Source organism: Kribbella sp. NBC_01484 (assembly GCF_036227145.1).
GTDB lineage: Bacteria > Actinomycetota > Actinomycetes > Propionibacteriales > Kribbellaceae > Kribbella.
This window is the reverse complement of sequence record NZ_CP109437.1, coordinates 3,986,575-4,005,264: the sequence shown is the minus strand read 5'-3', so window position 1 is coordinate 4,005,264 and position 18,690 is coordinate 3,986,575. Positions and strand designations below refer to the sequence as shown.

Below are 18,690 nucleotides of genomic sequence, written 5' to 3'. Positions count from 1 at the left end.
CTCTCATCTTCCCCGGAACCGGATCTCGGCACGGGACGGATTTGGCACCGTTCCGCCGCGAGGGCCCCGGACTGGGACCTCAACGGGGAGGGTTGCCGGGACTTCAACGGGCCGTTTCCCTCAGTCCCTCTGGATGAGCTCCCCCGAGATTACCCAATAGGGTCCATATTGTGTCTTCCGTTCCCACTATCCGAGACGCTCGATCTCAGCCCTGCAGCTCCGGGAAGGCTCGAGCGCTCAGGGAGTCCGGCCCCGGCGCTGGTCGAGCATCCGCATCATCGGCGTCGCCGCGACACCGTGAACGACCACGCTCAGTACGACGGTGAAACCGACCGTCGCCCACAACCAGGGCAGGTCGGTGTGGAACGCGGCGCCGGCGTACGCCAGATAGAACACGGACCCGACACCACGCACTCCGAATGCGGCCGTCACCCATCGTTCGGAGCGGCGCATCGGAGTCCCGGCCAGCGCGACCCACGCGGTCACCGGTCGGATCACCAGCACCAGCAGCAGTCCCAGCGCGGCGCCGGCCACGGTCAGCGGACGGAGCAGTCCAGCCGTGATCGCCGATCCGAGCAGCAGCAGAATCCCCCAGGTCAGGATGTGCTCGAGTTGCTCGACGAATCCGTGCAGTTCCTCGTGGAAGTCGTGCTGCCGCTCGGCCGCCCGGAGCGCCAGCGCCGCGACGAACACGGCCAGGAAGCCGTAGCCGTGGAGCACCTGGGCGAGGCCGTAGACACCTAGTGTCATCGCGAGGGCCAGCACGGGTTCGCGTGAGTCGGCCAGGCGGAAGGTCCGCGAAGGCGCGGAAAAGGCCATCCGGCCGAGCAACCAGCCCACGCCCGCACCTACCGCCACGCCGATCGCGATCCGGCCGACCAGGTCCCAGGCGAACCACTCGAGCGCCCAATTGCCTACAGATCCCTTGGTGACGGCGAACACCGCGGCGTACACGAACGGGAAGGCCAGACCGTCGTTCAGACCCGCCTCCGAGGTGAGTGCGAAGCGGACCTCGTCGTCCTCCTCCTGCTCGGCGCCCGCGCCGGTCGACGGCCCCTGCACCTGGACGTCCGAGGCGAGCACTGGATCGGTCGGGGCGAGGACTGCGCCCAGCAGCAGCGCGGTCGCCGGGGCCAGCCCGAGCAGCCAGCCGGCGCCGGCCACGGCGGCGATGCAGGCGGGCATGGCCACCAGCAGGAGGCGCCAGGTCACCATCCACCGGCGCCATCCGATCGGCCGGTCGATCGCCAGTCCGACGCCCATCAACGCGACCAGGATCGTCAGCTCGGCGAGATGCTTGACGATCCCGGTCTCCACGATCGGGCTCAGGTGGGTACGGTCGACGGCCAGGCCCAGCAGTACGCCGGCGCCGAGGAACCCGATCGGCGCCGAGACGGCGTACCGGCGGAGCATGCGGGGCAGGATCGCCCCGAGCAACAGGGCCAGCCCCGCCACCAGGTAGAGCCCGTCCCCGTTGATCGTCATGGTGGCGATCCTGTGCCCCTGGCGGAGTTACCTCAAGCGATGCGTTGCGCCGGGCGTGTGCGTGGGCAGCGCCATGCGCGGGCCGTAGCGGGGATGGCCGATGCCGGTGAGCTCCAACAGGCGCTGGACGCGGAAGCGATGACCGCGGTAGGGCTCGATGAGTTCGGCGCAGCCCTCGTCGTCGAGCTCTTCGCCGATGAGGGCGTAGGAGACATCGCGGGACACGTGATAGTCCGCGAACGAGAACGCGTCGGCGTCGCCGTGGGCGCGCTGCCGCACCTCGGCCGCGGTCCACACCCCGACGCCCGGGAGTGATCGGAGCCGCCGCTCGATCTCGGCCGAGTCGGTCAGCTCGAGCGTCCGCTCCAGCGCCTTTGCTCGCGTCGCCGCTGTCACGACCACGCGGGACCGGCGGTTCTCCACGCCGGCCCGCAGCCACTGCCACGACGGGATCAGCCGCCACTCCTCCGGCGCCGGCGGCACCATCATCACGCGGCCGTCCGGCGCAGTCGGGCCCGGCGCGGGTTCGCCGTACTCACGGAGCAGGACGCGCCAGGCGCGGAAGGCCTCCTTGCCAGTGACGACCTGCTCGATCCCGGCGGCGGCCATCGCCTCGAACACCGCCCGCGTCCGCGGCACCCGGACATGCGGGAACCGCCGCGCCGCGTCCACCAGCGCGCGGTGCTCCGGCAACGGCTCGAACCCGTCCCAGCTGTCCGCGTCGCCCAGCAACTCCGGCACCCCCTCGAGCGCCCACGCAGCCCCCGGCCCCCAGGCCTCGGCCTCCACTTCCCCGGCGTACGGCGTCAGCCGCAACAGCACCGGTCCATCCGGCGTCCGAGTAGCCCGCCACACGGTCCGTCGCCCCGGATCGAACACGTACGCCGGGTCGCCCGGCCCCTTCCGCAGCCCTCCGATCACCGAATGCGGATCCACCACCCGCCCAGCCCGCCAGACCCGCACCACCGAACTCACCCGCCAAGTCTTACTCACCCCACGGACAACTAGCGGATCGGCGTCGCCACCCCGGCCAACCGCTCGCGCATCCACGGGTAGGGATCGACCAACGGCTCGCGGGTGGAGAGTGCGTTCTGCACGAGTTCGGCGAGGCGATCACCCATCACGTAATGCCGCCCTTTGGTCTCACCGACCGAGCGCAGCAGCCCCAGTTCGGTGAGCCTCGCCAGGTCGCGGCTGGCTGTCCGCTCCTCGATGCCCGCTCGGCGGACGTACGTCGAGCGGCGCATACGGAAGCCGAGCGACGCGTCGAACAGCTCGTCAGCGACGCGCTCCGCCAAGCCGAACTGCGAGATCAGCTCATCGAAGGCCAGCCACAGCTTGCCCGCCTCCCGGTACCGCCGCCGTACCGTCTGCGCCTGGATGTGATGCGCGCGCAGGTTGAACTTGACCCAGAGTGCGGCCGACCGCTCGGGATGCCACGCGCCCGCGCCGGTCGCGGCCAGCACTCGGTAGTAGTCCTCGGTGTTGCCGCCCAGCCACTCCTCGATGCTGGAGAATGCCGGCTCGCCAATTCCTCCGCGGGACAAGACAAGCGTCTGCAGGGCTCTGGCCATCCGGCCGTTGCCGTCCCGGAACGGATGGATCATCACCAGGTTCAGGTGCGCCATCGCCGCGTCCACGAGGGGATCCACCGCTCCGTCGGCGTCCAGCCCGGCCATCAGCTCGGCCACGAGATCGGGCACCTCGTCCGCGGGCGGACCCTCGTAGACGTTCTCGCCGGTGGTCTCGTCATGCACGTAGACGACACCCTGCCGATAGCTGCCCGGACTCTTGGCCAGGTCGTGGCTCAGCATCATGAAGTGCATGCCACGGACGGCGGACACGTCCAGCCGGAAGTCCGCGTCCTTCGCCATCGCCAGCACGTAGCCGAGCGCCTGCCGGTATCCCCGGATCTCGGCGAACGTAGGTTCGTCAGTGCTCAACGCCTCCTCGTCATCCAACGCGGCCACCGCGTCGTCGAGCTTGACGTCGTAGCCCTCGATGCTGTTGGAGCCCTGGATCGCCCGCGCGAGCATGCTCCGCCGCAGCCCGCCGGCCCAGCGCCGAGGCACGCGGAGGATGTCCGTGAGCTCGGATCGGAACGCGTGGATCTGCTCGAGGACCTGTCGATCCTCGAGATCCGGCTCCGGCGTGCTGAAGATGGTCACTGTCCGCGATGTCTCAATGTCTTAATTCTTAGGACATCGTACGCCGAGGTCCTAATGATTGCGACATCGAGACAAAGCGCAGTCACCGAGCCGATACTGAGGCCCATGACCGGGTGGCAGCGCGTGAAGGTGGTGGGGAACTTCGTCAACCTGACGACCTTGGTGGGGCTTGCGGTCGGGGTGATCGGGCGGGCCCGGGTCAGTCGGGGGCCGCGGGGGTTGTACTTCGCGAACGGGTACAAGCTGGGGTTTCCGATCGCGGGGGCGTTCACGATCGGTAACGTCGTCCTGAGCAAGAACGAGCGCACGTACTTCGACGACGCGGCGCTGGTGCGGCACGAGGAGCGGCACTCGTGGCAGTACTTCTGCCTGCTCGGGTTACCGATGTTCCCGCTGTACGTCGTCGGCGTGGTGATCTCGTTCCTGCTCACCGGCGACCCGGCCTCGCGCAACCCGTTCGAGCGACTGGCCAGCCTCAAGGACGGTGGCTATGTCGAACGGCCGATCCAGCCGATCGGCAAGACCGTGACGCAGGCGTTCAGCGTGCTGCGATCGCGTCCGAAAGGGCCGTGAGGACAGTCACCACACCCGTGGGGTCGTCCACCACGATGTCCGCGGCCTGGATCAGCTCGGTCGCGTTGGACGAGCGAGTGGCCAGCAGTACGGCGCGCAGCCCGGTCTTGCGATGCTCTTCGACCGCCCGGAACGCAGCCAGGTCGCCCAGGTCGTCACCGGCGTACAGGATCGACCGGGCACCCGTGGACTCGATCAGCCGTCGGAGCGCGATGCCCTTGTCGATACCCGGTGGCCGGAGCTCCAGGACCAGGTTGCCGGGCTCCAGGCGCAACTCGGTCGACTCGGCCAGCTCGGTCAGCGGCGTACGCAGTCTGTCCAGCGCACCGGTCGGGTCGGCGAGCCGGCGCGTGTGAACGGCCAGCGAGCTTTCCTTGTCCTCCACGTGGGCGTCCGGCACGCCTGCCTGGCGCAGCAGCTCCGGCAGCCGGGAGCGCGCTTCGGCAACACCGGCCGGGACCGGGTCACTGGTCACCATCCCGGTCGCCGCGTCCCACCGCTCCAGCCCGTAGTGCCCCAGTACGACGAGGCTCCCGAGGCCGGGATGGCCCGTCACACCGGTGAGCTCGGTCGCCACGAGCGCCGGACGGCCGGTGACGATCGCCACCTGCTTCACCGAGCGGGCCAGCCGGGCCAATGCGTCGAGGGAGCCCTCGACCGGCCGGGACATGGCCGGATCCTCGACCAGCGGCGAGAGTACGCCGTCGAAGTCGGCGGAGATGACCGCGGTGGCCGGGTCGGCGACGATCGCCTCCCACCCCTCGCGACCGGCGTCGGTCTGGATGACCGGAGTACTCATCCCGCGTAGTCCGAGGTCAGGATCACGGTGAGGCGGTCCTTCTTCATGTTGTCCAGCGCGCCCTTGGTCCGGCTGACGCCGATGTCACGGGCGAGCTGGTTGGCGGCGTCGAGCATGCCCGGCGGGTAGTAGACGGTGCTCTCGGCGATCTTGCCGTGCCAGTTGTCGGCGCCGGCCACGGTCCAGCCCGCCTGCCGGGCGCGGCCCGCGACCGAGTCGGCCAGGCCCTTCCGCGGGGTGTTGTTGTAGATCTCCGCGGCCGGTCGCTCAGCCGGCGGGATGGTCGTCGGCTGGGTTGCCGGAGGTTGGGTCGCCGGCGGCTGGGTCGGCTGCGAGCTCGGCTCGGTGGTCGGCGTGGACGACGGGGCCTGTGTAGGCGTGGTGGCCGGCGCGGTCGGCTTCGACGACGGCCCGGGGATGCTGGCGGCGATCGTCGACGGCCCGGACGTGGGCTTCGTGCTCGGCTTCGGGGTGGTCGCGCCCGCCGGCTCGTCGGCCAGGCTGTCGTGTCCGCGCGTACCGAACAGCACCAGGAGACCGGCCACGATCGCGACGACCGCGGCCACAGCGACGAGCGACGAGAGCACCTGCCCCCGGTCGTCGCCCTTCGGGCGGAACATGGTCAGACCTCGATACCCAAGCGGCGTGCGGAGCGGGCGCGCTGACGGGCCGCGCGGAGGCGGCGCAGGCGCTTGACCAACAGCGGGTCGTGAGCGAGAGCCTCGGGCCGGTCGATCAACGCGTTCAGGACCTGGTAGTAGCGGGTGGCCGACATCTGGAACTGGTCCCGGATCGCCTGCTCCTTGGCGCCGGCGTACTTCCACCAGTGCCGCTCGAACGCGAGGATTGCCCCGTCACGCTCGGAGAGTCCGGCAATGACCGGCGGCGCAGCTTCGGCGGGGCCGGGAGAGCTGGCGTTGGCGCTGTCCATTTGCTGGTAACTCCTGTGCGGTCGGTGATCGTCCGTCCGCGCTCCACACTACGGGTTGAACAACAGCGATGTCATTCACCGTCGAACGACACGAAGCGTGTCGTTGAGCGGACAGCCGGGCGCGGTCAACTCTGGCAGGATGAAAGGGGTGAGCTCAACTCTCTCCAGCGTGGCGCTGGTGGAAGAGCTGCAGGCCAAAAGCCGTGAGGTGGACCCGCTGGTCAACGCCATCTGCACGCCCAACCCCGCCGCTCTCACCCATGCCGCCCAACTCGACACGGAGCGTGGCGAAGGCCGGGTCCGTGGCCCGCTGCACGGCGTACCGGTCCTGGTCAAGGACAACATCGACACCGCCGACCTGCCGACCACGGCCGGCTCCCTGGCGCTGGCCGATCAGCCACCGCCACCGGACGACGCCCCGCTGGTAGGGCGGCTCCGTGAAGCGGGCTGTGTCGTCCTGGGCAAGACCAACCTGAGCGAGTGGGCCAACTTCCGCGGCTCGGCGTCCTCCTCCGGCTGGAGCGCGTACGGCGGTCTGACGCGCAACCCGTACGCCCTGAACCGCTCGGCCGGCGGCTCCTCGAGCGGATCGGGCGCAGCGGTCGCCGCAGGGCTCGCCGACTACGCGATCGGCACCGAGACCAACGGTTCGATCGTCTGCCCGGCCGCACTGAACGGCATCGTCGGCCTGAAGCCCACAGTGGGCCTGATCCCGCAGCAGGGCATCGTTCCGATCTCACACTCGCAGGACACCGCCGGACCGATGACCAGGACCGTCACCCAGGCGGCAGCCCTGCTCTCGGTGATGACCGGTAGCAGGACCGACTACACCGAGCATTGCCGTGGTGCCGACCTCCGCGACATGCGGATCGGCGTACCGCGCGGTCCGCTCTGGGGCTACTCGATCGGCCTCGACCAGGTCACCGAGCAGGCGCTGGAGACGCTCAGCCGCTGTGGAGCCACCCTGGTCGACCAGCTGTCGTTGCCGACGCCTGGTGGCGACGAGGACCAGCTCCAGGTGCTGGCCCACGAGCTCAAGGTCGACATGACGGCGTACCTGGCCACCCGGGCGCCCGGCGGTCCGCGCACGCTGGAGGACTTGATCGCGTTCAACCGGGAACATGCGGACGTCGAGCTGCAGTGGTTCGGCCAGGAGCTGTTCGAGCGGGCCGCAGCCACGGAGGGGCTGAGTTCCCCGATCTATGTCGCCTCCCGGTTGACGGCTCTCCGGGCCGGCCGGGACGGGATCGACGGCCTGCTCCGGGACAACCAGCTCGACGCGCTGGTCTGCCCGTCGTACTCCCCGGCCTGGACCATCGACCTGGTCAACGGAGACCACGTGCTCGGCAGCTCGTCCTCCCACGCCGCCCTGGCCGGCTATCCGCTGCTCTCGGTGCCGTCCGGGCTGGTTGCCGGATTGCCCGTCGGGATCACGTTCAGTGGCACCGCGCGGAGTGATGCCACGCTCATTCGCTTGGCTCACGCCTTCGAAACAGCGAGAATCGCAGCAGACGGACCGTTCCCGACCCCGGAGTTAACCCAGTGGGTGTAGATCGCGTCAGGTGGGGCATCGTTGCTACGGGCAACATCTCCACGTCGTTCACGAGGGATCTGAAGCTACTCGCCGACGACGCCGAGGTGACCGCGGTCGCGTCCCGTTCCCAGACCAGCGCGGACCGGTTCGCCGCCGAGTTCGGCGTCGAGCAGGGGTACGGCGACTACCGCCGGCTGATCGACTCGGGCACCGTCGACGTGATCTACATCGGTACGCCACACCCACAGCACTACGCGATCGCCCGTGCCGCGTTACAGGCCGGAGTCGCAGTGCTCTGCGAGAAGCCGGTCACGCTGACCGCCGAGCAGGCCCGCGACCTGATCGCGGTCGCCACCGAGCACAAGACGCTGTTCGCCGAGGCGATGTGGATGCGGACCAACCCGGTCATCCAGGCCTTCTTCAAGGATCTGGACAGCGGTGTGATCGGCGAGCCGCAGCAAGTGGTCGCGGACTTCGCCTTCTACAAGCCGTCGTTGCCCACCCGCCTGCTCGACCCCGCGCTCGGCGGTGGCTCGCTGATGGACGGCGGCATCTATCCCATGACGTTCGCCTATATGGCTCTGGGGCGCCCGGCCGAACTGAAGGCCGTCGGCTCGCTCAACGACGACGGCATCGACCTGAACGTGGCGATGGCCTGGCGCTACGACTCCGGCGCGGTCGCCGCGCTCACCTGCGGGCTGCGGTCGCAGAACCCGTGGGTGGCGTCGGTGAGTGGCCCCGAGGGCAGTCTGCAGTTGCCACACCGCTTCCACCACCCCGAGTACTACGTGCGCAGTACGGCTGCCGGGGCGGAGCGGATCGACGTACCGGTGCATGGCCTTGGGTACCACTACGAAGCCACCGCAGTGATGCAGGCGCTGCGCGACGGACGGACCGAGGTGCCGTCGCTGCCCCATGCCTCGACACTCGAGATCCTCGAACTGCTCGACGAGACCCGGAGCCAGATCGGGGTCCGCTACCCCGGTGACGACGACGACCTGAGTGGATGACGCTGATATGCCGAACGGACGAAGTTCCTTCGTGGTGGTGGCCAACCGGCTACCGGTCGACCGGATCGAGATGCCCGACGGCAGTACGGCGTGGCGCCGCAGCCCTGGTGGACTGGTCACCGCCCTGGCGCCGGTGATGCAGCGGCACCACGGCGCGTGGATCGGCTGGACCGGGAGCGCGGACGAGAAGGTGGACCCGTTCGAGGCCGACGGGATGCACCTGGTGCCGGTGATGCTGTCGGCCGAGGACGTGCAGTTGTACTACGAGGGCTTCTCCAACGCCACGCTCTGGCCGCTGTACCACGACGTGATCGTGGCGCCGGAGTTCCACCGGGAGTGGTGGGAGTCGTACGTGGCGGTGAACCGCCGGTTCGCCGAGGCCGCCGCGGACGCCGCCGACGACGGCGCGGACGTCTGGGTGCACGACTACCAGCTGCAGCTGGTTCCGGCGATGCTGCGCCGGCTGCGGCCCGACGTACGGATCGGGTTCTTCCTGCACATCCCGTTCCCGCCGACCGAGCTGTTCGCGCAGATGCCGTGGCGGCGGCAGATCCTGGACGGGCTGATGGGCGCGGACCTGGTCGGCTTCCAGCGACCCGGCGCCGCTTCGAACTTCGCCCGTCTGGCCCGCAACCGGATGGGCCTGCGGACTCGCGGCGACCGCATCCACCTGCCCGACGACCGGATCGTCCGGGCCAAGGCGTTCCCGATCTCCATCGACGTCGGCGAGCTGGAGAACCTCGCCCGCAAGCCGGAGACCGCGGCCCGCGCCGCCGAGATGCGCCAGGAGGTCGGCAACCCCGCGCACATCCTGCTCGGCGTCGACCGGCTCGACTACACCAAGGGCATCCGGCAGCGGCTGCGTGCGTTCGGCGAGCTGCTGGACGAGAAGCGCGTGTCGGTCGACGATGCCGTGTTCATCCAGGTGGCGACGCCGTCGCGGGAGCGCGTGGAGCAGTACCGCGTACTTCGGGACGAGATCGAGCTGCTGGTCGGCCGGATCAACGGCGAACACGGCCGGATCGGCACGCCGGCGATCAACTACCTGCACACGTCGTACTCGCGGACCGAGATGGCCGCACTGTTCCGGGCCGCGGACGTCGCCGTGGTGACCCCGCTCCGCGACGGCATGAACCTGGTCGCCAAGGAGTACGTCGCCACCCGGTACGACGACACCGGCGCACTGGTGCTGAGCGAGTTCGCCGGCGCGGCGGACGAGTTCCGGCAGGCGTTCCTGGTGAACCCGCACGACATCAACGGCATGAAGGACACCATCGTCGACGCGATGAACACCGACGACCGCCAGCTCGGCCGCCGGATGAAGGCGATGCGCAAGCACCTGGCCGCGCACGACGTGAACGTGTGGGCGGCGAGCTTCCTGAAGGCGCTGCATGACGAAGACTGAGCATGACGAAGACTGACGGCCGGGTGCTCGCGCTCGATCTCGGTACGTCGTCGTCCCGCGCCCTCGTGTTGTCCGCCGACGACGCAGCACCGCTGCCCGGTGCTCTGGCCCGGCACAAGATCTCACCCACCTACGCCACCGGCGGCTCGGCGACCCTGGATCTGCACGAGTACGTCGAGGGCCTGCTGGGCTGCCTGGACGAGCTCCAGCAGAACGGTCACCTTGACGGCATCGCCGCGATCGTGCTGTCCTCGCAGTGGCACTCGATCGTTGCCCTCGACAACAAAGGTGACGCGCTGACGCCGGTGATCACCTGGGCGGACACGCGATCCGTCGACCTCGACCTGGGCTCGTCGTTCGACGAGCACGCCTTCCACGCCCGCACCGGCGCCTGGCTGCACCGGCTCTACTGGACCCGGCGGATCCCTTGGCTGTTGTCATCGTCGTCCCCGGCGACGTTCGCCGGCCTGCCCGACCTGGTGCTGGAGCGGCTGACCGGCGAGCGCGTCACCTCGGTGTCGGTCGCCTCCGGGACCGGCACGCTCGACCTCGCCACGGGCTTGTACGACGACGAGGCGCTCGAGATCGCCCAGGTCAAGGCCGACCGGCTGCCACCGATCGTTCCGACCGGATGGACCGGGACGTTGTCCGCCGAGTACGGACGCCGCTGGCCCGGGCTGGTCGGCGTACCGGTGCATCCGCCGACCGGAGACGGCGCCGCGTCGAACGTCGGGTCCGGTGGGTACGACGAGACCACTGCGGCGGTGACCGTGGGGACGTCGGCCGCCGTACGTGTTGTGCATCCGATCGACGATGCACCGGAGCTGCCCTGGGAGCTCTGGCGCTACCGGGTCGACGACAAGCGGGCGGTGACCGGGATGGCGTTCTCGGCGGCTGGGAACGTGTACGCCTGGCTGACCAGCCTGCTGCGACTGGAGTCCGACGAGCCGGTCGGCGTACCGATCGGAGCGTCCCGGGTGATCGCGATCCCGTTCATGGCCGGGACCAGGCCGCCGGCGACCGTGCCGAGCGGGTCCGGGGTGTTCTTCGGCCTGTCCTTCGACGACGACGCCTCCGGCGTGCTGGCCGGGGCATTGCAGGGCGCGGCGCTGGAGGTCGACCGCGGCCTGCGGATGCTCGATGCGGTGTTCGGGCGGCAACTGGACGTCGTACTGGGCGGCGGCAGCATCGACGCATCCGCCTGGTTACGCCGCTGCGCGACCGCGACGTTCGCCCGCCCCACGACGGTCTGTGCCGAGGCCGAAGTCGGCGCCCGCGGCGCGGCAGCCGTGGCCCTCGGGTTGTCTCCCGCGCCTGGCGGCGCACACCTCACCCCGGTGGATGCCGAGGTCGAGCGAGTCGCGGCGCTGCGGTCGCGGTACGAGCGCCTGCGCGAACTCGCAATCCAGGCCTCACACGTCTAATACCGCGTCTGGTACCGCGTCTGCGTCGACTGGGGAGGGAAATGTGCCCTCACGGGGGTAAAACCCTCCCCGGACCGGCCCGGGGCCGGGCAGGTGACGGTCGCCACTGACAGGGTCGGGGGCCAGGCTGGATCATGGCGCGCATGCTGCGGGAGATGATGAAGTCGAAGGTGCACCGGGCGACGGTGACGCAGGCCGATCTGGATTACGTCGGGTCGTGCACGCTGGACGCCGAGCTGATGGCGGCGGCCGACCTGCTGCCCGGCGAGAAGGTCGACATCGTCGACATCACCAACGGGAACCGGTTGTCGACGTACCTGATCGAGGGGCCGCGGGGGTCCGGGGTGGTCGGGATCAACGGGGCCGCGGCGCACCTGATCCATCCGGGCGATCTGGTCATCCTGATCGCGTACGGGATGTTCGACACCACGGAGGCGAAGGTGTTCGAGCCGAGCGTAGTCTTCGTGGACGAGCACAATGCGATCACCCGCATCGGCTCGGACCCCGCCGAGGCGCTGCCCGACAGCGGCACGCTCCGCGGTGACCATTTGCACACCAAGCGCTGAACGCAGACCGCGCGCCGAGATGAGGACTGGTCGACCATGACCGACACGACTGAGACGACCGCAGCCGAGAACGCCGCGACCGAGAGCGCCGCCCCGAAGACCGCGTCCCACGACAACGAGCCGAGCCCGAAGCTTCGCGCGTTCATGAACTCGGGCTGGGCCGATTCCGAGCGGCAGGACGTGACGCTCAGCGACGTGGGCGTGTGGGCGGCGAAGCGGCGGGATGCGCTGTCGCAGGCGTTCCCCGGGGAGCGGCTCGTCGTCCCGGCGGGCACCTACAAGGTCCGCTCGAACGACACCGACTACGTGTTCCGCCCGCACACCGACTACGTCTGGCTGGCCGGCGACCAGACCTCGGACGCCGTGCTGGTGCTGGAGCCGAACGGCACCAGCGGCCACGACTCCGTCCTGTACTTCCGCCCGCGCGCCGACCGTGGCGAGGGCGAGGAGTTCTGGCGCGACCGGATGTACGGCGAACTCTGGGCCGGCCGGCGTCCGTCGCTGACCGAGACCGCCAAGGAGTTCGGCATCGAGACCCGGCACGTCGACCGGCTCGCGGACGCGCTCAAGAGCGATGTGCCGACCCGCGTCCGGCGAGGTGAGGACGCCTCACTCACGTCCGTGCTCAGCGGCGCGAAGACCGACGCGGACCGTGACCAGGAACTCGCCGCCATGCTGTCCAAGCTCCGGCTCGTCAAGGACCCGTTCGAGCTCGAGCAGCTCCGCGACGCGGTCGCGATCACGCACCGCGGCTTCTCCGACGTACTCGCGGAGATGGACAAGGTCCGCGAGTACGGCGAACGCTGGATCGAGGGCACGTTCTGGCGCCGGGCCCGGGCTGAGGGCAACGACGTCGGGTACACCTCGATCGCCGCGGCCGGACCGCACGCGACCACGCTGCACTGGATCGAGAACGACGGCGCAGTGGCCGACGGCACGCTGATGCTGCTCGACATGGGTGTGGAGAACCGCCGGCTCTACACCGCGGACATCACCCGCACGCTGCCGGTGAACGGCGAGTTCACCCCGCGCCAGCGCGACCTCTACCAACTGGTGCTGGACGCGCAGAACGCGGGCATCGCCGCGGTCCGGCCGGGCGCCGCGTTCCGCGCCGCGCACGAGGCCGCGATGGAGGTCATCGTGCACGGTCTCGACGCGATGGACCTGCTGCCGGTCTCGGCGGAGGAGGCGCTGGACCCGGAGAGCAGGCTGTACCAGCGGTACACGCTGCACGGGGTCAGCCACATGCTCGGTCTCGACGTCCACGACTGCGCGGCGGCACGCAGCGAGTTCTTCGGCAAGGGCGAGCTGGAGACCGGCTATGTGCTGACGGTCGAGCCGGGCCTGTACTTCCAGGCCGACGACCTGACCGTGCCGGAGGACCTGCGCGGTATCGGCATCCGGATCGAGGACGACATCCTGGTCACCGACGACGGTGCCGAGAACCTCTCCGAAGCCATGCCCCGCGACATCGAAGGCCTCCAGAACTGGATGGCCTCCTAGCCAAGCACCAGCAACTACCCGGCAGCTCGCCGCCCAGGCGGCGAGCTGCCGTTCGTTTGTCACCAGATGCGGACGCGGTTCTCGGGGGACAGCCACATGCCGTCGGCCTCGGTGATGCCGTAGGTCTGGTGGAACTCGTCGATGTTCTTCACCACCGCGTTGCAGCGGAACTCCGGCGGCGAGTGCGGGTCGATCGCCAGCCGCCGCGCCGCCTCTTCGGGCCGCGTCTTCGTCGACCAGGCGTGCGCCCACGACACGAAGAACCGCTCGCTCCCACGCAGCCCGCCGACCTCCGGCGCCTCGCCACCGTCCAGCGACAGCTGGTAGGCGACGTACGCGATCGACAGCCCGCCCAGGTCGCCGATGTTCTCGCCCAGCGTGAGCTTGCCGTTCACGTGCTGCCCGGGCGTCTCGTCCGGCGACAGGACGTCGTACTGCGCGACGAGCTTGTCGGTGCGCTGCTCGAACGCGGCGCGGTCCTCGTCGGTCCACCAGTCGTTCAGGTTGCCCTCGCCGTCGTACCGCGAACCCTGGTCGTCGAACCCGTGGCCGATCTCGTGCCCGATCACGGCGCCGATCGCGCCGTAGTTGACCGCGTCGTCGGCGTCCAGGTCGAAGAACGGCGGCTGCAGGATGCCGGCCGGGAAGACGATCTCGTTCATCCGCGGGTTGTAGTACGCGTTGACCGTCTGCGGCGTCATCTTCCACTCGTTCCGGTCCACCGGCTGCCCGAGCTTGGCCAGGTCGCGCGCGGTCTCCACCGCGACCGACCGGCGTACGTTCCCGAACAGGTCGGCCGGGTCGACGTCGAGCGCGCCGTAGTCCTTCCACTCGTCCGGGTAGCCGATCTTCGGCACGAACGTCCCAAGCTTGTCGAGCGCCCGCTGCCGGGTGTCCGGACCCATCCAGTCCAGCGCCTCGATCCGCTGCCGGTACGCCTCGACCAGGTTCTGGACGAGCTCGACCATGCGGGCCTTGGCGGCCGGCGGGAAGTGCTCGGCGACGTACAGCTTGCCGAGCGCCTCGCCCAGCGCGGACTCGACCGCGCCGACGCCGCGCTTCCACCGCTCGCGCAGCTCGGGCGCACCGGTCAGCGTCTTGCCGTAGAAGGCGAAGTTCTCATCGACGAAGGCCGTGCTCAGCAGTGGCGCCGCGCTGTGCACGATGCGCCAGCTCAGCCACTCCTTCCACCGGTCCAGCTCGATCTCCTGCAACGCCGCGGCGGCCGCGGTGAAGAAGTCGGGCTCGCGAACGACGACCTCTGCGAAGGCGCTCTCCGGTGCGCCGGCACCCGTCAGCCACGTCGACCAGTCGAAGCCGGGGGTCAGCTCTTCCAGCCCGGCCCGGTCGACCTTGTTGTAGGTCAGCTGGACGTCGCGGTTCTTGACCCGGTCCCAGTGCGCGCCGGCGACCCGGGTCTCCAGCTCCATGATCCGCTCCGCGGCACCGGCCGGATCGGGCAGCCCCGCGAGCTCGAGCATCCGCGTCACGTGCGCGACGTACGCCGTACGCACCTCGGCGAAGCTGTCTTCGCGGTAGTACGACTCGTCGGGCAGGCTGAGACCGCCCTGGGTGAGGTAGACGATGTTCTCGTCGGACTTCTTGGCGTCGGCGTCGACCCAGTAATGGAAGACTCCCGGCACGCCCTGCAGCTCGAGCTGTCCGAGGGCCGCGACCAGGCCGGGCAGGTCCTCGACCCCGCGGACCAGGGCGAGCTGCTCGGCGATCGGCTCGGCGCCGAGTCGCTCGATCGCCTCCTCGTCCATGAAGCTGCTGTACAGATCAGCGATCTTCCGCGGCTCGCTGCCCTCGGGATGCCCGGCTGCGACGGACTTCTCCACGATCGCGCGGACGTCCTGCTCGGCGGTGTCCCAGAGCGCGTGGAAGGCGCCGTAGATGGCCTTGTCCGCCGGAATCTCGTGCTCCTCCAGCCACGGCCCGTTCGCATAGCGGTACAGGTCGTCCTGCGGCCGCACCGTGCCGGACAGACTCGAACTGTCGATCCCTGCTGTCATCCCTGCCCCTTGTCGCGTGTGGAGTATCTGCCAGCGAACATACCCGGTTGCCGCCCGGGCTGTTATGAACTTTCCACAGGCCCGGCTCGTTGTCCTGGTAAAGGACCGGATCAGGAGGACCCCGCCATGTCGCACCTCGTCCGCCGCCTCGCCACGCTGGTGAGCGTGCCCGCACTGATGCTGGGTCTGGTGAGCACCTCGGTCGCCACCGCCGCGCCCACAACCGGAGCGCCCACCAAGCTCAACCTGCCCGACGGGTTCCAGCCGGAAGGCATCGCGATCGCCCGCGGTACGGCGTACTTCGGCTCCCGCGCCGACGGGGACATCTTCGCCGTCGACCTGAAGACCGGCACCGGCAAGGTGATCAGCCAAGGGCCGGGCACCGGCTCGCTCGGAATGAAGGTGGACCACTTCGGCCGGCTGTTCGTCGCCGGTGCCGGCGGTGGCAACGGACGGGTGATCGACACCCGGACGGGGCGCGTTCTGGCCAGCTATACCTTCACCACGTCGGCGGACACGTTCGTGAACGACGTGATCCTGAGCAAGAACGCGGCCTGGTTCACCGACTCGCGGCAGCCGGTGCTCTACAAGCTCCCGCTCGGCCGGCACGGCAAGCTGCCCGCGAAGGCCCAGACCCTCCCACTGAGTGGCGACTACCAGCACACCGCGGGCACCAACGCGAACGGCATCGCCCTGACCCCGGACGGCCGCGCGCTGATCATCGTGCAGTCCTCGACCGGCTTCCTGTTCCGGGTCGACCCACGGACCGGAGTCACCAGGCGGATCGACATCGGCGACGCCGTGATGACGAACGGCGACGGCCTGCTGCTGATCGGCCGGACCCTGTTCGTCGTCCAGAACCTACTGAACAAGGTCGCCGTCCTCACGCTGAACCAGTCCGGCACCAAGGGCACGCTGGTCCGGGAGGTCACCAGCCCGGACTTCGACGTACCGACGACCGCCGCGGCCTTCGGCGACCGGCTCTACCTGCCGAACGCCCGGTTCACCACGCCGCCGACGCCGACCACGGCGTACTGGGCCACAGCGATCTCAGCGACGACCAAGCCGATCAAGCACGCGGTCGACGAAGGCGAGTGCGACCGCATCCGGTTCCTGGCGCCGGCGCAGTAGTCAGGAGACAGTGCGGAGGTCGCCCCGGGCCGCGGCTTTGAGGCGACTTCCGCAGGACAGGCGGACGGAGTAGTTGGCCGGGATCGAGAGGGGCTCACCGGTCTGCGGGTTGCGGCCGGTGCGCGGGGCGCGCAGCACGCGCTCGATGCTCAGCAGGCCGGTCAGCGAGACCTTGTCGCCCTTATGTACGGCTTCGGTGACGACATCGCCCAGCGCGTCGAGGACCTTCTCGGCCTGGTTCCGTGGAATGCCCGCCTTCTGCGCCACCCCGGCGACCAACTCGTTGCGGTTCACAGCTCTCCTCAGACTCGACCAACCCTTCGATCGGCACCTTAAGCCGAAATGATTGTCGTTAGCGAGAAGCATCCGCATTCCGGTCAAACCCGGAGCCGAGGGAACTTTGCCGCCGGAGTGACCGTCTTCAGAGGCCGTCCTGATCGTGCCAGTGGTTCTGCCAGCGCCCGTCGATGGCGTCGTCGGCGAACTGGTAGCGGATGTCGGTCGACAGCCGCATCTCAGTCGACACGTTGTCCAGGGCCGCGTGGATCGTGTGGGCGGTGTGGATGACCACGTCACCGGCCGCGTAGTCGGTGACCAGCCAGTTGGCGTTGTACTGCACGGCCAGGCCGGGCAGGTCCGCAGTCATCGAGGCGGCGGGTCGCTTGAGCGTGCCGGCGGCCTCCTCCGCGAGCACTCGGTGGTGGCTGCCCTCCAGATAGGTCAGACCGCCTCTGCTGACCGGACAATCGCCGAGCGGGATCCACGCCGACAGCACTTGGTCGCTGCCCCCTCTGAGGTACACCAGGTCATAGTGCGCCTGCGTCGCCGTACCGATGCCGTTCTCGCCCGGCGCGGTCTGCCGGATGATCTTCCGCTTGTGCAGAAACGGCTCCCCGCCGAGGAACCACTCGAACCACCCCTTGAGCGCCGGCTGCGCACAGAAGGCGGCGTACTCCGGTCCCGGCACGATCTGGTCGAAGAGCACCTTCCGGTACGACGGTCTATCGGCAGCAGCACCGGTCAGCCCGAAGTAGTACTCCCGGAAGCCCTGCACCACCTCAGCGTCCAGCAACCCCGTCAGGTACAGGTATCCGTCCCGCCGCAACCGCTCCCGCAACCCGTGCAGCTCACCCCGCTCCCTCTCCGGCACGACGCTCAGTTCCCCGACCCGCCGTTCATCCAGCACGTACCCATTCGAAGTCAGCACGTCCACAATTCCACCGCACGCCGTCAACCATCGGAATGGACATCGGCGATCACTTCTTGGACTCTTGTTCCGTGCCGAACTGGTCGATCTACCTGACTCCAGGTGCGACTGAACGCCAACTTGGACTCTGCTGCCTCGGTGCCGGCGAGCAGGACAACCGGCCTGGCGCCACGCCGGAACGCGCCCTCGGTTGCCATGCCCTGGTCTGGCTCAAGGAGGGCCGCGGCCAGTTGCTGCACGGCCCCGATCGTCAGCTCTACGAAGTGCGAGCACCCGCGATGCTCTGGCTCTACCCCGGCGTTCTGCACGGCTATCGGCCGACGACTCGCTGGCGACAAGTGTGGACACTCTTCAGCGGTCCCGCGACCGCAGCGCTCACAACACTCGGCCATCTGGACATCAGCCAACCGGTCCGCCGGTTCGCCGACCCACGGCCGGTCGATCGCGCTTTCACTCGACTCCTACGCGTCAGCACGACGCACAACGCAGTACAGACCGTCGCAGCGTTGTATGACCTCATAGCTCGGGCGGCGCCTTCGTCTGGTGACGGGGTGGCTGCGCAACTGGCAGAGCTCGCTTGCACCCCGATGACCGTTCAGGACTATGCCGCCGAGCTCGGACTCAGCGTGAAGGAGTTGCGCGAGGCGGTGCGCCGTACCACTGGCTCAACACCGCAGGAACTGGTCTTGACCACAAGACTCAACACTGCAAAGAGTTTGCTCGCCGAGGAGGACCTGTCGGTCGCCGCGATCGCCCGGCAGGTCGGGTACGACGATCCCGCCTACTTCACCCGCTTGTTCACCGCACGAGTAGGGGTTTCGCCGCGCGCGTTCCGGCGGTTTGGTTCGGTCTCGGGGCGAAAATCCTCCTTCTGAAGGAGGCGGTGCCGACTTTCCGACGTGTAAAACCGTTCAGTGGGGTGACGTGCGCAGACGCCGG

At 69.1% G+C, this 18,690-nt stretch carries 18 protein-coding genes and 1 riboswitch; of the genes, 9 read left to right on the top strand and 9 right to left on the bottom strand.

The window, feature by feature from the left end; genetic code table 11:
- Positions 1-140, bottom strand: a riboswitch (SAM riboswitch).
- 97 nt (positions 141-237) lie between these two features.
- Genes OG555_RS19635 through OG555_RS19625 form a run of 3 tightly spaced genes read right to left on the bottom strand, consistent with a single transcriptional unit; the run spans position 238 to position 3,653 of the window.
- On the bottom strand, positions 238-1,485 hold the full coding sequence (locus OG555_RS19635; RefSeq protein WP_329484359.1) for a cation:proton antiporter: 1,248 nt from the start codon (positions 1,483-1,485) through the stop codon (positions 238-240).
- 27 nt (positions 1,486-1,512) lie between these two features.
- Complete coding sequence (locus OG555_RS19630; RefSeq protein WP_329484358.1) at positions 1,513-2,460, bottom strand: DNA-3-methyladenine glycosylase family protein; 948 nt, start codon at positions 2,458-2,460, stop codon at positions 1,513-1,515.
- A 29-nt stretch (positions 2,461-2,489) separates the two neighbouring features.
- Positions 2,490-3,653: a Fic family protein gene (locus tag OG555_RS19625; protein ID WP_329484357.1), complete on the bottom strand. Its 1,164-nt coding sequence runs from the start codon at positions 3,651-3,653 to the stop codon at positions 2,490-2,492.
- A gap of 105 nt (positions 3,654-3,758) precedes the next feature.
- Here OG555_RS19625 and OG555_RS19620 point away from each other — a divergent pair, with 105 nt between their 5' ends.
- Positions 3,759-4,226 (top strand): hypothetical protein, encoded by a 468-nt coding sequence (locus OG555_RS19620; RefSeq protein WP_329484356.1) that lies wholly within the window; start codon positions 3,759-3,761, stop codon positions 4,224-4,226.
- Here the strand turns inward: OG555_RS19620 and otsB are convergent.
- From otsB to OG555_RS19605, 3 genes are read right to left on the bottom strand one after another with little or no spacing between them, the layout of a single operon-like run.
- Positions 4,192-5,025 (bottom strand): trehalose-phosphatase, encoded by an 834-nt coding sequence (otsB, locus tag OG555_RS19615; protein WP_329484355.1) that lies wholly within the window; start codon positions 5,023-5,025, stop codon positions 4,192-4,194. The genes OG555_RS19620 and otsB overlap by 35 nt on opposite strands.
- Positions 5,022-5,645, bottom strand: a complete 624-nt coding sequence (locus OG555_RS19610) for a LytR C-terminal domain-containing protein (RefSeq protein WP_329484354.1) — start codon at positions 5,643-5,645, stop codon at positions 5,022-5,024. Before OG555_RS19610 ends, otsB begins: the two co-directional genes overlap by 4 nt.
- A gap of 2 nt (positions 5,646-5,647) precedes the next feature.
- Positions 5,648-5,956 carry a DUF3263 domain-containing protein gene (locus OG555_RS19605; RefSeq protein ID WP_329484353.1) on the bottom strand — a complete coding sequence of 103 codons (309 nt, stop codon included), beginning with the start codon at positions 5,954-5,956 and terminating at the stop codon, positions 5,648-5,650.
- A 139-nt stretch (positions 5,957-6,095) separates the two neighbouring features.
- Here OG555_RS19605 and OG555_RS19600 point away from each other — a divergent pair, with 139 nt between their 5' ends.
- The 6 genes from OG555_RS19600 to OG555_RS19575 all read left to right on the top strand — a co-directional run bounded on the left by OG555_RS19600 (position 6,096) and on the right by OG555_RS19575 (position 13,398).
- A complete protein-coding gene (locus tag OG555_RS19600) occupies positions 6,096-7,508 on the top strand; it encodes an amidase (protein ID WP_329484352.1) in 1,413 nt (470 codons plus the stop codon).
- The gene (locus OG555_RS19595) at positions 7,499-8,500 is read left to right on the top strand and encodes a Gfo/Idh/MocA family protein (protein ID WP_329484351.1); all 1,002 of its coding nucleotides are present in this window, start codon (positions 7,499-7,501) and stop codon (positions 8,498-8,500) included. The genes OG555_RS19600 and OG555_RS19595 overlap by 10 nt, the downstream gene beginning before the upstream one ends.
- A 7-nt stretch (positions 8,501-8,507) precedes the next feature.
- On the top strand, positions 8,508-9,905 hold the full coding sequence (locus tag OG555_RS19590) for an alpha,alpha-trehalose-phosphate synthase (UDP-forming) (RefSeq protein ID WP_329484350.1): 1,398 nt from the start codon (positions 8,508-8,510) through the stop codon (positions 9,903-9,905).
- 2 nt (positions 9,906-9,907) lie between these two features.
- Entirely contained in the window at positions 9,908-11,329 is a 1,422-nt protein-coding gene (locus OG555_RS19585) for an FGGY family carbohydrate kinase (RefSeq protein WP_329484349.1), read from the top strand.
- Between the two features lie 143 nt (positions 11,330-11,472).
- Complete coding sequence (gene panD, locus OG555_RS19580; RefSeq protein ID WP_328523975.1) at positions 11,473-11,895, top strand: aspartate 1-decarboxylase; 423 nt, start codon at positions 11,473-11,475, stop codon at positions 11,893-11,895.
- A 36-nt stretch (positions 11,896-11,931) separates the two neighbouring features.
- On the top strand, positions 11,932-13,398 hold the full coding sequence (locus OG555_RS19575) for an aminopeptidase P family protein (RefSeq protein WP_329484348.1): 1,467 nt from the start codon (positions 11,932-11,934) through the stop codon (positions 13,396-13,398).
- 59 nt (positions 13,399-13,457) lie between these two features.
- On the opposite strand, the gene OG555_RS19570 is transcribed toward OG555_RS19575, so the two are convergent.
- Positions 13,458-15,413: a M13 family metallopeptidase gene (locus OG555_RS19570; RefSeq protein ID WP_329484347.1), complete on the bottom strand. Its 1,956-nt coding sequence runs from the start codon at positions 15,411-15,413 to the stop codon at positions 13,458-13,460.
- 126 nt (positions 15,414-15,539) lie between these two features.
- On the opposite strand from OG555_RS19570, the gene OG555_RS19565 reads away from it, so the two are divergent.
- Positions 15,540-16,544, top strand: coding sequence for an SMP-30/gluconolactonase/LRE family protein (locus OG555_RS19565; RefSeq protein ID WP_329484346.1), 1,005 nt, complete (start codon positions 15,540-15,542; stop codon positions 16,542-16,544).
- Here the strand turns inward: OG555_RS19565 and OG555_RS19560 are convergent, their stop codons facing one another.
- Positions 16,545-16,838 (bottom strand): HU family DNA-binding protein, encoded by a 294-nt coding sequence (locus OG555_RS19560; RefSeq protein WP_328523980.1) that lies wholly within the window; start codon positions 16,836-16,838, stop codon positions 16,545-16,547.
- A gap of 127 nt (positions 16,839-16,965) precedes the next feature.
- On the bottom strand, positions 16,966-17,751 hold the full coding sequence (locus OG555_RS19555) for a phytanoyl-CoA dioxygenase family protein (RefSeq protein ID WP_329484345.1): 786 nt from the start codon (positions 17,749-17,751) through the stop codon (positions 16,966-16,968).
- Positions 17,752-17,822: 71 nt separating this feature from the next.
- Between OG555_RS19555 and OG555_RS19550 the strand changes: the two genes are divergently transcribed.
- On the top strand, positions 17,823-18,626 hold the full coding sequence (locus OG555_RS19550) for a helix-turn-helix domain-containing protein (RefSeq protein ID WP_329484344.1): 804 nt from the start codon (positions 17,823-17,825) through the stop codon (positions 18,624-18,626).
- Positions 18,627-18,690 lie beyond the last annotated feature (64 nt).

What these genes read in the sequence shown, in the direction of transcription:
- OG555_RS19620 (WP_329484356.1), top strand. Translation starts at nt 3,759, where the DNA reads ATGACCGGGTGGCAGCGCGTGAAGGTGGTGGGGAACTTCGTCAACCTG.
- OG555_RS19600 (WP_329484352.1), top strand. Translation starts at nt 6,096, where the DNA reads ATGAAAGGGGTGAGCTCAACTCTCTCCAGCGTGGCGCTGGTGGAAGAG.
- OG555_RS19570 (WP_329484347.1), bottom strand. Translation starts at nt 15,413, where the DNA reads ATGACAGCAGGGATCGACAGTTCGAGTCTGTCCGGCACGGTGCGGCCG.
- OG555_RS19610 (WP_329484354.1), bottom strand. Translation starts at nt 5,645, where the DNA reads ATGTTCCGCCCGAAGGGCGACGACCGGGGGCAGGTGCTCTCGTCGCTC.
- OG555_RS19635 (WP_329484359.1), bottom strand. Translation starts at nt 1,485, where the DNA reads ATGACGATCAACGGGGACGGGCTCTACCTGGTGGCGGGGCTGGCCCTG.
- OG555_RS19575 (WP_329484348.1), top strand. Translation starts at nt 11,932, where the DNA reads ATGACCGACACGACTGAGACGACCGCAGCCGAGAACGCCGCGACCGAG.
- OG555_RS19565 (WP_329484346.1), top strand. Translation starts at nt 15,540, where the DNA reads ATGTCGCACCTCGTCCGCCGCCTCGCCACGCTGGTGAGCGTGCCCGCA.
- panD (WP_328523975.1), top strand. Translation starts at nt 11,473, where the DNA reads ATGCTGCGGGAGATGATGAAGTCGAAGGTGCACCGGGCGACGGTGACG.
- OG555_RS19585 (WP_329484349.1), top strand. Translation starts at nt 9,908, where the DNA reads ATGACGAAGACTGACGGCCGGGTGCTCGCGCTCGATCTCGGTACGTCG.
- otsB (WP_329484355.1), bottom strand. Translation starts at nt 5,025, where the DNA reads ATGAGTACTCCGGTCATCCAGACCGACGCCGGTCGCGAGGGGTGGGAG.
- OG555_RS19605 (WP_329484353.1), bottom strand. Translation starts at nt 5,956, where the DNA reads ATGGACAGCGCCAACGCCAGCTCTCCCGGCCCCGCCGAAGCTGCGCCG.
- OG555_RS19590 (WP_329484350.1), top strand. Translation starts at nt 8,508, where the DNA reads ATGCCGAACGGACGAAGTTCCTTCGTGGTGGTGGCCAACCGGCTACCG.